The 15,450-nt window shown below is 71.8% G+C and carries 20 protein-coding genes; 15 read left to right on the top strand and 5 right to left on the bottom strand.

The annotated features are described in order from the left end of the window. The first annotated feature begins 94 nt into the window (after nt 1-94). Nucleotides 95-856 (top strand): GntR family transcriptional regulator, encoded by a 762-nt coding sequence (locus OHB41_RS07905; RefSeq protein ID WP_266705728.1) that lies wholly within the window; start codon nt 95-97, stop codon nt 854-856. A 201-nt stretch (nt 857-1,057) separates the two neighbouring features. On the opposite strand, the gene OHB41_RS07900 is transcribed toward OHB41_RS07905, so the two are convergent. The 3 genes from OHB41_RS07900 to OHB41_RS07890 form a co-directional block, all read right to left on the bottom strand. After that, nucleotides 1,058-2,215, bottom strand: a complete 1,158-nt coding sequence (locus OHB41_RS07900) for an ROK family transcriptional regulator (RefSeq protein ID WP_266697240.1) — start codon at nt 2,213-2,215, stop codon at nt 1,058-1,060. 99 nt (nt 2,216-2,314) lie between these two features. Next, on the bottom strand, nt 2,315-2,977 hold the full coding sequence (locus tag OHB41_RS07895; RefSeq protein WP_266697239.1) for a response regulator transcription factor: 663 nt from the start codon (nt 2,975-2,977) through the stop codon (nt 2,315-2,317). A gap of 194 nt (nt 2,978-3,171) precedes the next feature. Then, the gene (locus OHB41_RS07890; RefSeq protein ID WP_266697238.1) at nt 3,172-4,320 is read right to left on the bottom strand and encodes a sensor histidine kinase; all 1,149 of its coding nucleotides are present in this window, start codon (nt 4,318-4,320) and stop codon (nt 3,172-3,174) included. A 108-nt stretch (nt 4,321-4,428) separates the two neighbouring features. Here OHB41_RS07890 and OHB41_RS07885 point away from each other — a divergent pair, with 108 nt between their 5' ends. Next, nucleotides 4,429-5,364 (top strand): ABC transporter ATP-binding protein, encoded by a 936-nt coding sequence (locus OHB41_RS07885; RefSeq protein WP_266697237.1) that lies wholly within the window; start codon nt 4,429-4,431, stop codon nt 5,362-5,364. A 2-nt stretch (nt 5,365-5,366) separates the two neighbouring features. After that, nucleotides 5,367-6,092, top strand: a complete 726-nt coding sequence (locus OHB41_RS07880) for an ABC-2 transporter permease family protein (RefSeq protein ID WP_266697236.1) — start codon at nt 5,367-5,369, stop codon at nt 6,090-6,092. A 9-nt stretch (nt 6,093-6,101) separates the two neighbouring features. On the opposite strand, the gene mug is transcribed toward OHB41_RS07880, so the two are convergent. Continuing rightward, a complete protein-coding gene (mug, locus tag OHB41_RS07875; RefSeq protein ID WP_266705726.1) occupies nt 6,102-6,659 on the bottom strand; it encodes a G/U mismatch-specific DNA glycosylase in 558 nt (185 codons plus the stop codon). Beyond that, on the bottom strand, nt 6,656-8,098 hold the full coding sequence (gene purB, locus OHB41_RS07870) for an adenylosuccinate lyase (RefSeq protein WP_266697235.1): 1,443 nt from the start codon (nt 8,096-8,098) through the stop codon (nt 6,656-6,658). Before purB ends, mug begins: the two co-directional genes overlap by 4 nt. Nucleotides 8,099-8,377: 279 nt before the next feature. Here purB and OHB41_RS07865 point away from each other — a divergent pair, with 279 nt between their 5' ends. From OHB41_RS07865 to OHB41_RS07810, 12 genes are all read left to right on the top strand, one after another. Further along, nucleotides 8,378-9,109: a DUF6907 domain-containing protein gene (locus tag OHB41_RS07865; protein ID WP_266697234.1), complete on the top strand. Its 732-nt coding sequence runs from the start codon at nt 8,378-8,380 to the stop codon at nt 9,107-9,109. 115 nt (nt 9,110-9,224) lie between these two features. Beyond that, on the top strand, nt 9,225-9,623 hold the full coding sequence (locus tag OHB41_RS07860) for a hypothetical protein (protein ID WP_266697233.1): 399 nt from the start codon (nt 9,225-9,227) through the stop codon (nt 9,621-9,623). Continuing rightward, nucleotides 9,620-9,964: a DUF6907 domain-containing protein gene (locus OHB41_RS07855; protein ID WP_266697232.1), complete on the top strand. Its 345-nt coding sequence runs from the start codon at nt 9,620-9,622 to the stop codon at nt 9,962-9,964. The genes OHB41_RS07860 and OHB41_RS07855 overlap by 4 nt, the downstream gene beginning before the upstream one ends. Continuing rightward, nucleotides 9,961-10,161 (top strand): hypothetical protein, encoded by a 201-nt coding sequence (locus tag OHB41_RS07850; protein WP_266697231.1) that lies wholly within the window; start codon nt 9,961-9,963, stop codon nt 10,159-10,161. Before OHB41_RS07855 ends, OHB41_RS07850 begins: the two co-directional genes overlap by 4 nt. Beyond that, nucleotides 10,158-10,412, top strand: coding sequence for a hypothetical protein (locus OHB41_RS07845; RefSeq protein ID WP_266697230.1), 255 nt, complete (start codon nt 10,158-10,160; stop codon nt 10,410-10,412). The genes OHB41_RS07850 and OHB41_RS07845 overlap by 4 nt, the downstream gene beginning before the upstream one ends. After that, the gene (locus OHB41_RS07840; protein ID WP_266697229.1) at nt 10,409-11,311 is read left to right on the top strand and encodes a hypothetical protein; all 903 of its coding nucleotides are present in this window, start codon (nt 10,409-10,411) and stop codon (nt 11,309-11,311) included. The genes OHB41_RS07845 and OHB41_RS07840 overlap by 4 nt, the downstream gene beginning before the upstream one ends. Before the next feature lie 14 nt (nt 11,312-11,325). Then, nucleotides 11,326-11,466 (top strand): hypothetical protein, encoded by a 141-nt coding sequence (locus OHB41_RS07835; RefSeq protein WP_266697228.1) that lies wholly within the window; start codon nt 11,326-11,328, stop codon nt 11,464-11,466. A 2-nt stretch (nt 11,467-11,468) separates the two neighbouring features. Next, a complete protein-coding gene (locus tag OHB41_RS07830) occupies nt 11,469-11,804 on the top strand; it encodes a hypothetical protein (RefSeq protein ID WP_266697227.1) in 336 nt (111 codons plus the stop codon). An 87-nt stretch (nt 11,805-11,891) separates the two neighbouring features. Continuing rightward, entirely contained in the window at nt 11,892-13,919 is a 2,028-nt protein-coding gene (locus OHB41_RS07825) for an ATP-binding protein (protein ID WP_266697226.1), read from the top strand. Nucleotides 13,920-14,104: 185 nt separating this feature from the next. Continuing rightward, entirely contained in the window at nt 14,105-14,716 is a 612-nt protein-coding gene (locus tag OHB41_RS07820; RefSeq protein ID WP_266697225.1) for a DUF5753 domain-containing protein, read from the top strand. Next, a complete protein-coding gene (locus OHB41_RS07815; RefSeq protein WP_266697224.1) occupies nt 14,689-14,883 on the top strand; it encodes a DUF397 domain-containing protein in 195 nt (64 codons plus the stop codon). Before OHB41_RS07820 ends, OHB41_RS07815 begins: the two co-directional genes overlap by 28 nt. Before the next feature lie 324 nt (nt 14,884-15,207). After that, nucleotides 15,208-15,429 (top strand): hypothetical protein, encoded by a 222-nt coding sequence (locus OHB41_RS07810; protein ID WP_266697223.1) that lies wholly within the window; start codon nt 15,208-15,210, stop codon nt 15,427-15,429. Nucleotides 15,430-15,450 lie beyond the last annotated feature (21 nt).

Below are 15,450 nucleotides of genomic sequence, written 5' to 3'. Positions count from 1 at the left end.
TGAGGGCGGCTTTATGGTCGCAGAGATAGTGCAGGAACCTTTAATAAACAAGGGCGCTAAACGCCGCCGGGTCACGGCGATTGCGGAGGACAGGGTGGGGACCACGCAGCTGGAAACGGTGCCGGAGCCTAAGTACTGGCATCTCAGGACGGTGCTCAGTGAGGCACTGGACTCCGAGTTCTCGGTGGGTGAGATCCTGCCCAACGAGCGAGATCTCGCGGCCAGGTTCGGGGTCGCCAGGGCCACCTTGCGCCAGGCACTCGAACAGCTCGAGCTGGAGGGACGTCTGCAGCGGCGACGCGGGGTGGGTACCACTGTGGCCCCGCCGCGCGTGGGTGTGGCCGTCGGATCCGAGCAGCACGTGTGGCCGGGGGCCGTCGGCGACGCCTGGCAGCCCACGGACTGCGCGACGACGGTGCCGCCCGCCGCGGTGGCCGACGCCCTGGAGACGGGCCACGGCGTCGCGGTGCACACCATCCGACGCTCGCGGGGCACGCACGGCCAGCCGGTCGCCGCCGAGCTGCTCTACGTGCCGGCGGCGTCGGTGCCCGACCTCTCGGCGATAGACGCGCCCGCGGGGGCGGCACGCGCCCGTGCCGTGCTGCGCGAACTGCAGCGCCTCGACCTGGACGGCCAGGACCGCGCCGTCGAGCTCGGCTCGGCCCGCGCGGACGATGCCAAGGAGCTGGACCGGCTGCCAGGGGCGCCCGTCCTCGTCGTCACGACCCGGTTCTATGCCCGGGGACGCACCGCGGCGGTCTCCGTGGCCACGTACCGTGCCGACACCTGCCGGCTGACCTTCGGGGACTCCGGCCGCGTGGAGATCCACCACGATCCCGAACGCCGGGCCTCATGAGGCCCTGAAGTCCGAAGCCCTGAAGCTCGGGCCGCCGCCGAGCCGTAGCCGTCGCGCCCCGGACACTCCGGGGCGCGACGGCTTTTCGCCAACCGGGCCTCGGCGACCGGCTCTTGGCGTGCGGTCATCGGCGTGCGGAGCCGACGCCCGGCCACTGGTGCGCGGTCCCCGGCGTCGAGCCGGACCGGCGTCGACCGTCGTTCAGCGGCGCGCCGTCACGGTCCCCTCCACCGCGAACAGCTGCTCCTCCACATGGTCAAGGGCCAGCCGCAGGGCACCCGTCGCGATGGCGGCCTCGCCGAGGAGGGAGAGCGTCACCTTGGGCGGCCGCAGACAGTAGCGGGCCAACTCGCGTCGCAGCGGCTCCAGTACACCGTCCAGACCGGCCGCCCAGCCGCCGATCACGACGAGTTCGGGATCGAGGGCGAGGGCCAGGGCCGCCACGTCGTGCACGAGCCGCTGGATGAAGCGGTCGACCGCCGCGCGGGCCCGCTGGTCGCCGCCCTTGGCGAGCGCGAAGACCTCGGCGACGGCCTGCTCGTCGAGCGGGTGCAGGGGCTCGTCCGTGGTCGACAGCAGCGTCTCGGGGGTCGCCTCGCTGCCCAGCAGATGCAGCGCCCCGATCTCTCCGGCGGCGCCTCCGTATCCCCGGTGCAGCCGCCCGCCGATCAGCGAACCCGCGCCGGGGCTCAACCCGGCCAGCACGAACACCACGTCGTCCGACTCGGTCGCCGAACCCTTCCAGTGCTCGGCGACCGCCGCCGCGTTGGCGTCGTTCTCCACCAGCACCGGGCACTTGAAGGAACGGCTCAGCCGCTCGCCCAACCGCAGCCCCGTCCATTCCGGCAGCGCCGTGCCCAGCCGTACGGTGCCGTCCGCCTCGACGATCCCGGGGCTTCCGACGCCCACCGCGCGCAGGGAGCTGCGGGCGACGCCGGCCCGGCGCAGCAGCTCGGCGACCGCGGTGCGCAGCCGGTCGAGCCGCTCGTCCGCGGGCGCTGTCTCGTCGACCTCCTTGGAGAGCGCGCCCAGTACGCGCCCGTCCAGATCGGCGAGGAGCACGGCGACCCGGTGCGGACCGATCTCCAGACCCAGCAGATGCCCCGCCTCCGCCCGGAACCTGAACCGGCGTGCCGGGCGGCCCTGGCGCCGTGCGGCGCCCTCCTCGGCAGCCTTCTCGACCACGAGCCCGGCCTCGATCAGCCCCTCGACGACACCCTCGACCGTCGGCCGCGACAGCCCGGTCACCCGGGTGATCTCGGTGAGGGTCGCGCACTCAGTGGCCCGCAGCGCGTGCAGCACCACCGCCGAATTGATCCGTCGCAGCAGAGAAGGGTCCCCGCCGGTCAACCGCCCCAACGTCCGTCCTCCCAGCTAGCGCGCGTGTTGGCCGGATCGTACTCGGCGCGGCGCGCTCCGGCGAGGGCCGGGGACCTCTTCGCCACCGGCCGGTCGTTCTCAGCCCGGGGTCACGAACCCCGACTCGTACGCCGCGATGACCGCCTGCGTGCGGTCCCGGGCGCCCAGTTTCGCCAGTACGGCGCTGACGTGCGACTTCACCGTCTCCGTGCCGACAACCAGCCGCGCCGCGATCTCCGCGTTCGACAGCCCCCGTGTCATCAGCCGCAGCACGTCCGCCTCGCGCTCGGTCAGCGCGGCCCGCTCCATGGCCGCCCGTGCCGCGGGACTGCCCGCGTCGTTGCCGTAGGCGGCGGCCAACTGCCGTACGGAAGCGGGGAAGAGCAGTGACTCGCCCGCGGCGACCAGCCGTACGGCGTGCACGATCTCGGCGGGCCGTGCCCGCTTCAGCAGGAATCCGTCGGCACCCGCGCGCAGCGCCTCGTAGACGTACTCGTCGTTCTCGAACGTCGTCACCACGAGGATCTTCGGTGGATCGCTGACGGTCCGCAGCACCGCGCGGGTGGCGTCGATGCCGTCCATGAGGGGCATACGGACGTCCATCGCGACCACGTCCGGTCGCAACCGCCGTACCAGCGGGATCACCGCGGCACCGTCGGCCGCCTCTCCGACGACCTCGATGTCCGGCTGCGACTCCAGTACGGCGCGCAGCCCGGCTCGTACGAGGGGTTCGTCGTCGACGAGGAGAACGGTGACCGGCATCGGCCCAGCGTAGATCACGTCCTACGGACCGTCAGGGGCGTAGCCCGGCACCGGTCCGGACCACCGTGCGCAGCCGATGCCGATGCCGATGCCGATGCCGATGTGTATGTGTATGTGTATGCCTATGCCTATGTCCATGCACGGATCGGCTGGTGGCCGAGCGGCACGGGTCCGTGGACGCGGACCGGCACGGGTCAGCGCAGCGGCAGGTCCACGCGCACCTGCCAGTCGCCCTCGTCGGGTCCGGTGCGCGCCCGTCCGCCGAGCAGCGCCGCCCGCTCGCGTATGCCGCGCAGACCGCTGCCCCGGCCGGGCCCCGGGACCTCCCCGTTCAGCGGACTGCGGACCTCCAGGCCGAGGCTGCCGCCGTCGACCGCGATGCGCACCCGGACCGGCACCCCGCCCGCGTGCCGCAGCACATTGGTGAGGGACTCCTGGAGGATGCGGTACCCCTCGCGGGACACAGGCCCCGGCACGGTCTCCAGCGGACCCGTCACCTCGGCGTCGACCTTCGCCCCCGAGGCGCGCGCCGAGTCCAGGAGCCGGTCGGCCTCGGTCAGCGTCGGTCTGCCGCTCGCCGGCCGCCCCGGCTCGCGCAGCACACCGAGCACCCGTTCGAGATCCTCCAGGGCGGCCCGGCCGGTGTCCTCGATGGCACCGAGGGCCCGGTCGGTGAACGCGGGATCGCCGGCCGCCCGCGCGGCGCCCGCCTGCACCACAGCCACCGTCAGCGCGTGACCGATCGAGTCGTGCAGCTCACGGGCGATGCGCGTGCGCTCCAGAAGCTGCTCGGTGCGCTCCTCCAGGGCGGAGAGCCGCTCGGCGGGGGACGGACCGAGAAGACGGCGCGCGACGGCCGTGGTCAGTTCGCCGAGGCCGACCACGCCGCCGTAGAGAGCGAGCAGGGGCAGCGGGACGAGGAGTGCGTAGGCCCAGTGCGGATGGGACACCGACACGACCGGGCCGTCGACCGGGCTCCACGCAGCCCTGAGCACGTCGATGGCGATCACCGGCAACCAGACGGTCAGCACGCAGGCCGCCGCACCCATGGCCATCCGTGCCTCCAGCCACAGCACGGTCCGCCATCTGTCCCGCCACGTGGCCGAGGGCGTGACCGAGAGCGCCGTGTCCTCGCTGTCGCGCGCCAGCATGTGGCGCGCCTGCACCCCCTCGCCGCGCCGCACGGCCGGGATGAGCCCCAGCGGGATCAGCAGTGCCGCGGGCACCCAGGGCTTCGACATGTCGATGAACAGCCACACGCTGACGAACAGCATGGGCACCCACAGATGCAGCAGGCGTGTGTACGTCGTCCCCCGGCACAGCGGGCGCAGAAGGCGGGCCATCGCGCCATCGTGCCAGGCGGCACCGGCCGTCGGCCTCCCCCGGGCGGGGGAGACGATCTCCACCCGCGGGGGAGGTGACGTCCGGTCAGGGGCGGCCACGCTGAGCACATGACCAGCATCGACGTCCAGGACCTGACCAAGGAGTACGGCGGCAGGCGCGCCGTGGACCACCTCACCTTCCGTGTTCTCCCGGGCCGCGTCACCGGATTCCTCGGCCCCAACGGCGCCGGAAAGTCGACCACCATGCGGCTCGTCCTGGGCCTGGACCGGCCCACGTCCGGCAGCGCCCGCATCGGGGGCCGCGCCTACGCCGGCCTCCACGAGCCGCTGCGGCGCGTGGGTGCCCTGCTCGACGCGGGGGCCGCGCACGGCTCGCGGACCGCCCGCGATCATCTGCGCGCGCTCGCCGCGAGCAACCGCGTCCCCGAACGGCGTGTGGACGAGGTCCTCGAGGAGGCGGGACTCGCGTCGGTCGCGCGGCGCCGGGTGAAGACGTACTCCCTGGGCATGCGCCAGCGTCTGGGCATCGCCGCCGCGCTCCTCGGCGACCCGCCCGTGGTGCTGCTGGACGAGCCGTCGAACGGGCTAGACCCCGAAGGGATCATCTGGATCCGGGAGTTGATGCGCGGGCTCGCCCGGGAGGGCCGCACGGTCCTCGTCTCCAGCCACCTCATGAACGAGACCGCGTCCTTCGCCGACCACCTCGTCGTCCTCGGCCGGGGCCGGCTCCTCGCCGACACCCCCATGCGCGAGTTCATCGACGCGCGCGTACAGCCCCGCGTGCGGGTGCGCACCACGGAGGGGGCCGCGCTGGGCAGCCTGCTCGCCCGGCACGGCATCGAGGCCGTGCCGGGGGAGGACGGACGCTGGACCGCCTTCGACGCCCGCGTGGAGGACATCGGGCGTCTCGCGGCGGCCGCGAACCTGCCGATCCTCGAACTCGCGGCGGAGGAGGCGACGTTGGAACAGGCCTACCTGGATCTGACGACGGACGAGACCGAGTTCGCCGCCACGCCGACCCTGACGCAGTCTCAGGAGGCCTGACCATGACGTTCGTACCCGCACTCCGCGCCGAGTGGATCAAGATCCGTACGCTGCGGTCGCTCGTCGGGGGACTGGTCGCCGTCCTCCTGGCCACCACGGCCTTCTCCGCGCTCGCGGGCCTCGACGACTCGGGGGACCAGGACTTCGACCCGCTGTTCTCGGTGTTCTTCGGCGTCAGCTTCGGGCAGATCGCGGCGATCACCTTCGGCGCGCAGGCGGTCTCGGCCGAGTTCCAGGGCGGCGCCCTGCGCGTCTCGCTCGCCGCGGTCCCCGACCGGGTGCGGTGGTTCCTCGCCAAGGCGGTGGCCGTCGCGGGACCGGTGCTGGTGACCGGTCTGGTCACGGGCGGTGCGAGCCTGGTCGTGGGCACCTCGGTGCTGGGCGACAGGGCGAGCGGGCTGAGTGGGAAGGAGGAACTGCGCGGAGTCGTCGGCTGCGCCGTCTATCTGACGCTGATGGCGCTGTTCGCGGTGGGACTCGCGGCCGTTCTGCGCAGCGGAGTCGCCACCTTGAGCATCCTCGTCCCGTTCCTCCTGATCGTGTCCTTCGTCGTCGGGGGAGCCTCGGGCACCGTGGCCGACTTCCTGCCGGACAAGGCGGGACAGGCGGTGCTGCACGAATCGCCGGACGGCGGTCCGGGGCCCTGGGCCGGACTCGGGGTGACGGCGCTGTGGACCGCCGGCGCACTGCTCGCGGGCGCGTGGAGTGTGCGCCGCCGGGACGCGTGAGCCCGGGAACTAACTCTGCCGGTCCTCGGCGGCGGCCGACCGCAGGCGTCCGAACTCCTCCGCCATCGTCGCGGCCGTCCAGTGCGCGTTGAGCCCACTGGGATTCGGCAGCACCCACACCCGGCTGGACCCGATCATCCGCTCCTGCGGGCCGATCACCGCACCGCGTTCGCCGAACGCCGACCGGTACGCGGTCACCCCCACCACCGCGAGCCGGCGCGGCCGCAGCCGCTCCACCTTCGCCCTGAGCAGCCGGCCGCCCTCCCGGTACTCGTCCGGGGTCAGCTCGTCGGCCCGTGCCGTCGCCCGCGCCACCACGTTCGTGATGCCGAGCCCGTACGACAGCAGTTCGTCCTGCTCGGAGGGCTTCAACAGGCGGGGTGTGAAGCCCGACAGGTGGAGCACGGGCCAGAACCGGTTGCCGGGGCGCGCGAAGTGATGGCCCGTGGCGGCCGTCATCAAAGAGGGGTTGATACCGCAGAACAGAACGTGGAGGCCGTCCGCGACGACATCCGGCACGAGCCGGTCGCGGGCGGCCTCCAGGTCCGCGGGGGTCAGCCGCGTCAGAGGATCGCCCCCGGCGTGTAGCCCGCGGCCTCCGGGTGCTGCTTCACGATCTCCTCGACACGGGCGACGACGGCGGCGACCTGGTCGGCGGCGGCACCCGTGAAGGACAGCTTGTCGGCCATCAGCTCGTCGAGCTGCGCGCGGTCGAGCGGGATGCGCTCGTCCGCGGCGAGCTTGTCCAGCAGCTCGTTGCGCTCGGCGCCCTGCTCGCGCATCGCGAGGGCCGAGGCGACCGCGTTCTCCTTGATCGCCTCGTGCGCGACCTCGCGGCCGACGCCCGCGCGCACCGCGCCCATCAGGACCTTGGTGGTGGCGAGGAACGGCAGGTAGCGGTCGAGCTCGCGGGCGACGACGGCCGGGAACGCGCCGAACTCGTCGAGGACGGTGAGGAAGGTCTCCAGCAGACCGTCGAGCGCGAAGAACGCGTCGGGCAGCGCGACCCGGCGCACCACCGAGCAGGAGACGTCGCCCTCGTTCCACTGGTCGCCCGCCAGCTCGCCGGTCATCGAGGCGTAGCCGCGCAGGACGACCATCAGACCGTTGACGCGCTCGCAGGAGCGGGTGTTCATCTTGTGCGGCATGGCGGACGAGCCGACCTGGCCCGGCTTGAAGCCCTCGGTGACCAGCTCGTGCCCGGCCATCAGCCGGATCGTCTTGGCCGTCGACGACGGAGCCGCCGCCAGTTGCACCAGCGCGGTGACGACCTCGTAGTCCAGCGAGCGCGGGTAGACCTGGCCCACGGAGGTGAAGGCCTGCGAGAACCCGAGGTGTCCGGCGACGCGCTGCTCCAGGTCCGCGAGCTTCGCCGCGTCCCCGTCCAGCAGGTCCAGCATGTCCTGCGCCGTGCCGACCGGGCCCTTGATACCGCGCAGCGGGTAGCGGCCGAGCAGTTCCTCGACCCGGCCGTGCGCGACGAGGAGCTCGTCCGCGGCGGTGGCGAAACGCTTGCCGAGGGTGGTCGCCTGCGCCGCGACGTTGTGCGAGCGGCCCGCCATGACCAGCTCGGCGTATTCGCCCGCGAGCTTGCCGAGCCGCGCCAGCACGGCCACCGTGCGGTCGCGCATCAGCTCGAGCGAGAGCCGGATCTGCAGCTGCTCGACGTTCTCGGTGAGGTCCCGGGACGTCATGCCCTTGTGCACCTGCTCGTGCCCGGCGAGGTCGTTGAACTCCTCGATCCGCGCCTTCACGTCGTGCCGGGTGACCTTCTCGCGCTCGGCGATCGAGGCCAGGTCGACCTGGTCGAGGACACGCTCGTAGTCGGCGAGGGCGGCGTCCGGCACCTCGATCCCGAGGTCCTTCTGCGCCCGCAGAACGGCGAGCCAGAGCTGACGCTCCAGCCTCACCTTCTGCTCGGGGGACCAGAGCGTGGCGAGCTCGGCGGAGGCGTAGCGTCCGGCGAGGACGTTGGGGATACGGGGCTTTGCGGGCGCGGCAGTCACGTGGATGGAGTTTAGTGCACGCGCACAGGGGGTCCGTTCCGCGCACGAGCACGGTCGAAGTGCAGGTCAGACGTACTGCCTCGGGGCCCGAGTCGCCGGGCGCGTGAGACGAATGTGAGACAGATACGCGGCGAAGCGAGTCCTGCGGTCTGTTGCTAAGTAGGACCACGTGGTGTTAAATAGTCCCATCGGCTCCCGGAAAAGGGAGCGGCCCCATCCCGGCGTTGGTAGCGCCGGAACGGGGCCTGACGGATCACCTGACTGCACAGGAGAACCGCTATGGCGAATCATGCCATCGCTCAGCACGCTGCCGCGCTCGCCGGCATCCCCACGCAGAAGCCGGCCGCCGAGTCGGACCGGACGGTGACCTACCGGCTGCGCTCGGGCGGCTTCCTCGCCCACGCCTGCCCCGCCTGGTGCACCTTCGACCACAGCGACGAGGCCGAGGTGGGCCTCACGTCCCCCGAGGATCTGCAGCACATGGGCGACGCGATCAACCTCGGCTTCGACGTCGACGGGGGACGCGACACCATCCTCGAAGCCCGCCTGGTGCAGTGGCCGTTCGCCCCGGAGGGCGACTCGGCCCCGCACATCGACTTCGTGCCGGAGGCCAGCACCGGCGAGAGCATGATCTGCCGCAGCCGGCTGGAGCTCAACGACCAGATCCGCCGGGTCCGCGCCCACTTGGGCGCCCTGGTCCGGCTGGGCGACCGGCTCTCCGACGCACAGGCGGCCGACCACGCGACCAACACGCAGTTCGCGCACGAGCCGTGGCTGTCCCTCGGCTCCGACGAGCTGGCGACGCTGCCGATCGCCTACCTGCTGAAGGTCTTCGGCATCACGGTCGTCGAGACGGAGGACACCGGCCGCCGGGCGGTCCTCGCCCTGTACGGCGAGCCGGGCGCCATGGAGGTCCGCGTCTACCCGGACGTCTCGCAGCAGCTGCGGGAGGACGAGACCCGCCGCGCGCTCCTCGCCTGGCACGACGCCCGCGAGGGTGGTGTGCGCTGATGCCGCGCCGTAACCGCAACGTGGCTGCCGACAGGCGCCCCGACCTCCTGGGTGACCTCACCACCCAGACCGTCCGTCGCATCAACCGCGAGGCCCGCCGTAAGGGGCGTGCTGCGTGAATGAGCGCGAAGCGCTGGAGCTGATCCGGGGTCTCCTCACGGAGGCCCTGGGTCAGCCCGGCCACCCCACCACCTACGTCCGCGACTTGGCCGGCCGGATCGGTGAGCTGCGGGCCACGATGCGCGCGGCCCTCGCGGTCGCCGAGCAGGCCGACGTACAGCGTTCCGTCGACCGCGCCTTCCCTGTGGTCGCGGCGTTCCTTGCCGAGGAGCGGGAGCGGCCGGTCGACCCGGAGGTGCTGGCCTGGCATCAGGGCGCCATCGAGGGCGACCCCGCGGTGTGCGGGGCCCCGCAGCCCGACCAGCCCGCCTTTCCCTGCATCTGGAACCGGTCGGCGCACGTCGACCACCGGGACCTGCTCGGCCGTACCTGGAAGGCCGGTGAGGACCGGTGAGCGCGCGCACGGTCACGCTGGAGACGGTCGACCGCGGCACGGTCACGATCCTGGAGCCGGGTTGGTGCCGGGGGCACGAGGGTGAGCCGCCGCAGCGGTACACGGACGTCACGCACCGCAGCGTGACGGCCCGCGCCGCGGGGATGCTCACGGTCCACCTCAGCCAGGCCCCGTACCTGGTCGGCTCTCCGGAGCCGTATCCGGTCGTCTCCGTGCAGCTGGACTACAACGGCGACCTGCGTGCCGATGACGTCCCCCAGTTGTTCGAGGCGTTCCGGTCCGTCGAGCGCGTCGTCGCGTTCGTCGCGGCCGAGGCGATCCGCCTGCGGGGTGAGTCGTGACCGCGAAATGGCCGATCCCCCGCCCGACCGAGCATGCCGCGCTGAGGGCCTGCGACCGCAGCACCCGCCGGCTTCCCCCTGTACCCGCCCTGATGGCCGCGCTGGTCGAAGCAGTCGACCGCCACGACCGAGAAGGCATCTGCCTGGCCTCGCACCGCGTGGTGCGGGCCGCCGCCCCGGAGGTGGTCCAGCCGTGAGCCTCCGAGACCGAGCCCGCGAAGCCCTGTACGGGGCGATGCACACGGACGACGGCTCGCCCGCGTCCGCCCGGCGCGCCAGCCAGGTCGCGTCGACCCTCGCCAACGCCGCCTCCGAGCACGGACACAACGGCACCGCCGCTGTCATCACCGGGCTTGGCGTCGCGGCCGTGGCTGCCGAATGCGCCCTGTCCAACTACGTCTATCCGCCCGGCGACTACGCCACCTTCCGAGAGGACGGCACGAAGTGAAGTTCAAGGAAGAGATCCGTAAGCGGCTCGTCGACCACACGGTCGAGGGAGTCACGCACCAGGTCGAGCGGCCGTACAGCGTGCGGACGCCGATCCTGCCGGCCGACTGGGACGCCCGCGCCATCAAGGCCGCGTCCGGCCTGGTCCTCGCTCTCACGGTCGTCGCGATCGTGTGGAGCACCGTCTCCATCGGCTCGCTGCTGCACGGCGGCGCCGGGTACGCGGCGGCCGTCGTCTTCGACATCTCGTGGCTGACCGTTCTGATCCTGGAGTGGTTGGGCCGCTTCGACCCGAACAAGCGGGCGTTCGCCCGCAACATGGGCTTCGTCCTCGTCGCCCTGACGGCCGGGGCGATCTTCTGGCACGGGATGCTGCTCGGCTCGACCGCGCTCGCTGTGGTCGGTGCTGCGGTGTCGGTCGTCGCGAAGGCCCTGTGGCTGGCGATCTTCAAGCATGTTGAGAAGCCGTTGTCCGAGGATGACCGCCAGTGGGTTCAGGCGGAGATCTCGAAGGCCAACGCGAAGCTCGCTGTGGCCGGTGTCCGTCGCCAGGCCGCAGCTGCCGAGGTCCACGCCCGTCTGCAGCTGCTCGCCGCGGAGCAGGCCCTCGGGGAGATCGGCGAACTGACCGCGAACACGGCCGAACAGCCTGCCTTGGATGTTATCCAAGGCGTCGAGATCCCGCCTCTGGCCAGGCCGAACACGGTTCGGAAGGACGTCGAACCGGTGGCGAACATTTCCGAGCTCGCACGGCAGCAGCTCACGGCTGGCGCCTCCAAGACGGAAGCGTTCGACGCAATCCTGCGGCTGGTCCCGGAGGCCAAGACGGAGTCCGTAAAGGCCACCATCCGCCGCGAGGCCGGCCGTCTCGATGACCGCCAGTCCGGTCCCTACCTGTGAGCGAGGACGACGACATGAGCGACACGTTCCAGGACCGCATGTTCATGGGCGCTGAGGCCGTCCGCGAGGCATACGAGCGCGGCGAGATCCAGGGCGCCGCCGCAGTCGAGGCCGCCCTCATGCAGGCGCAGGTCGACGCATCACAGGAGGACTGACCATGCCCACCTCGTACACCGGAGCCGAGAAGCGCCGTCTGACCTGGCTCGCCCTGAAGGCCGGCAAGCAGTCCATGGCTGGCCCGCGGGACGTCGACACCATCGACGACCGGATCAAGCGGGAGGCCGACCGTATCGAGCAGCGGGCCGAGGAGCGCGGCGCTCGCGAGGTCGACGCCCTGCAGCGCCGCCTCTCCGAGACCCGCCAGGCCGCCGCGAACGCCAAGGTCACCATGCGCACCAGCCGCGGGCCCGAACGTGCCGCCGCCCGCCGCGAGATGAGCGACCACGAGCAGGCCGCCCGCCGCATCGAACGCGAGCTCCGCCGCTACCAGTAGCCACGCCCCGGGGACGGCATCCCGCCGCCAAGCAGAACGGCCGTCCCCGGGCCTCCCAACCCTCATCAGAGAGAAGGAACTACCAGCATGACAGTGACCCTGATCAAGCCGCCACAGGGCGACGGCAGCCAGCAGGAGCGGCGCCGGGCCCGCTTCCGTACAGCTGCCCGTGCGGCCCTCGCCGACGAGCGGGTACGGTCCGTGGGCCGCCTGGCCGTCCGGCACTCCTCTTACACGGTCGGTGGCGCCCGGGTCCTCGCCCGCCGGACCTGGGACGGCCGCAGCGCCGCCCGGTACGAGCGGATGATCCGTGCCGCCGAAGCCGCGGGCCTGATGGACAAGGTCGCCGAGTGGGAGCAGCGCGGGCACGCCTTCCGCATGGCCCGCCACCGCAGGCGGATGGACACGCTGCAGGCGATGCTCGCGCTGCCGAAGGCGATCGGCTCCGCGGCCCTCGCCGGAACGGGCCTGCTGCTGTTCGTCGGAATCCTTCTGGCCTGGGCGAACAAGGATGTTCGGGATGTTCTCGTCCCGCTCGAAGCCGCAGTGGAAGCCGTCCGCTGGGCGGCCGTCCTCGCGGGTCTCATCTGGGGCCCGCTGCTGTACGCCGCTCCCTGGCTCGCTCTCGCCGGTGCCTGGTCGGTTGGCCGCAGCCGGCACGCCGCTCCGCAGTGGGCGCTGCCCGCATCGCAGCGGGACGAGGTTGCGATCACGCCCTCGGTCGTTGTGGTCGCCTTCCGGGATCTCGGGGTGTCCGCGCTGCGGAAGGCCATCGAGGACATGGGCGACGCCGGCGCGGCCCTGCTGTCGCCGATCACCATGGCGGGCTGCGGTGTCGAGGTCGACGTCACCCTGCCGTCCGGGGTGTCGACCGAGGAGATCCAGAACCGTCGCCGGAAGCTGGCCGAGAACCTGGGCAGGCACGAGCACGAGGTGTTCATTTCCATCCCGGAGGCCGCCCGTACCGTCCGCCTGTGGATCGCCGACTCCGGTGCGCTCGACGAGCCGATCGGCATGTCTCCGCTGCTCACCAGCGAGGACGTGCGCGCCGACTACAAGCTCGGCCGTGCCCCGTGGGGCCAGTCCCTGCGCGGCGACGAGGCCGAACTGAGCGTCTACCAGCGGCACCTGCTCATCACCGGTCTGTCCAACCAGGGCAAGACTGCCAGCCTGCGATCTATCGCCCTGTGGCTGGCGTTCGATGCGTCCGTCGAGTTCTGGATCGGCGACCTGAAGGGCATCGGCGACTGGGGGATGTTCGAGGGCCTGGCCTCGGTGTACATCTACGGTCCGACCGACGAGCACGCCGCGGCGGTCACGGAGATGGTCGAGGCCGGAGTGCAGGAGATGGAGCGCCGTCTGCAGGACCCGACCGGTGACCACCACCCGCTCGTCATCATCGTCGACGAGGCGCAGGTGGCGTTCATGAACCCGCTCAAGGGGCTCGACGGCCGGCCGTATGGCGGGAAGAAGGCGACGTCCCGGTACTTCATGGCGTGCCGTCGCATCCACAACCAGGGCCGCGCGGTGAACGTCACCCTGTGGCAGGGCACCCAGGACCCGACCGACGAGAACCTGCCGAAGCTGGTCCGCGAGGGTGCCCACACCCGCGCCTCCCTGGTCCTGGGCACGGAGTCGCAGGCGAAGATGGCGCTCGGTGACGCGCCGGTCGAGGCCGGCGCCGCCCCGCACCTGCTGCGGCAGGGCAAGGACAAGGGCACGGTCGTTGTCGCCTCGGACGGAATCCGGATCCCGGACGGGGAGCCGTCCATCACGGTCCGGACGTACTTCATCGACACCGACCCGGCGAAGGAGGTCGCCGCCCGCGCGTTGGAGTCTCGCAACGGCCGCGCGGCTGTCCGGCAGCTGGCGCCGGTCCGCGACGTCGACCACCTCGCCGACATCGCGCACGTTCTCGGGCTCGAGCCGCGGGTGCCGACCACGGAGGTGCTGCACCGGCTGTACCAGCTGAACGAGCCCGTCTACCGGGAGTGGAACCACAGCACGCTGAAGGAGTACCTCGAGCAGTTCGAGGCCGCCCCGCACAAGAGTGGCGTGATGGTCGTCGACCGCGAGAAGGTCCGTGCCGCCCTCGCCCGGCGAGAAGCCGCGTAGAGGGAGCCGCGAGGACCGAGGGAGTTCTCCCTCACCGCCTCCCTAACCCGCCTCCCTGTACATGACCTGCGGAAATGGCCAGTCAGGGAGGCGAGGGAGGCAGGGGCGAAGGAGCGCTCAGCCCCCCGGATTTGGGGGCTAGGCCTCCCTCCTGCCGCCTCCCTCCCCCTCTTCGAAAGGACATCGTGACGACCATCTGGGAGCCGCCGGGCGAGACGCTCGGCGAGCACATCCAACGCCTGACCGCCATCGAGGCCGCGGCCGAGACCGTGCACACCTGGCAGCCGCTGCTGATCCCGGGCGCGCTGCAGGGCTACGCCTACGCGTGCGGCGCGATCCGGTCGACGAGCCCGGCCCTGCCGCTGGAGACGGTCGGCGAGCGGGCGGACGTCCGCCGCGGGCGCATCGACCAGCTGCGCGCGGCCTCCACGTTCATCATCGACGAGGGCGCCCTGTACCGGCCCGTGGGCGGGACCGCGGCGCTCGTCGACCAGCTGGAGCGGCTCCTCGCCGTCGAGGCGCTACAGCCGCGTCTGACGCTGCGGATCCTGCCGCAGGGCGCCGAGGCCCACCCGGGTCTCGCCGGGCCGTTCACGCTGTACCGGGCGGCCGGGCAGCGGGCCGTGTTCGTCGAGTCGTTGACGTCTTCCGAGATCACCACTCGCCCCGATGATGTCGCCGCCTATGTTTCTGCGTGGGAGCGGCTCGAGGGCCTGGCCCTGTCGCCGCGCCAGTCACTGGAGTTGATCGACGGCACGAAGGGGGCGCTGTGCAGAAGGCTCAGAACGAAGCCTTGATCTGGACGACGTCGACGTACACCGACAGCGGATCGTGCGTGGAGTGGGCGCGACCCGCGGCGGGCGCCCTGGTCCGGGATACGAAGTGCCGGGAGCGGGCTCACGTACCGGTCGGGCCGGCCGCCTGGCAAGGGTTCGTCGACTGGGTGAAGGACACGCCCGCCTGAAGCGGCAGGGACCCCGCTCGAGGCGAGTAGCGATCGCTACAGACCTCGAGCGGGGCGCCGGCCGGACCGTGCAATGACAGTGACGGAGGACTGTGCAATGAACTGCTCGAACTGCGGAGCCTCGACCTTCCAGGACAACCTCGGCCGTTGGATCTGCTCCAACAGATGCGGCTGGGAAACCGGGATCAGCCCGGGGATAGGAGGCAGAAATGAACTGTCCGAACTGTGGTGCACAAACCTCGCAGGGACCTGGCGGGGCCTGGTCCTGTGGTAACTGCGGATGGTCGAGCGGGTACACGCCCGCCCCGCGGGTACCCTCGGCGCATGAAGCAGGAATGGCCACCGGAAGCCGCACCAGGCACTGATCCGGCCGCGAGGCTGGCCGACTCGGAGATCACGGTGACTGAGTGCCGTGACTGCGGAGCCGAGGTGCACGGCCTGAACGGGCGCTACGCCTGCCCGCTGTGCGGCTGGGTCAACCACTGGTCGCAGGGGTCCACGACCCTTCCGCGGGCCGAGGACGACCCGGACTATCCGGGCAGCTGACAGGCAGAAGCGCGTGAAGCC

Source organism: Streptomyces sp. NBC_01571 (assembly GCF_026339875.1).
In the GTDB taxonomy this organism is placed as follows: domain Bacteria; phylum Actinomycetota; class Actinomycetes; order Streptomycetales; family Streptomycetaceae; genus Streptomyces.
The sequence above is the reverse complement of the archived record's forward strand: the minus strand, read 5'-3'. Positions and strand labels throughout refer to the sequence as shown.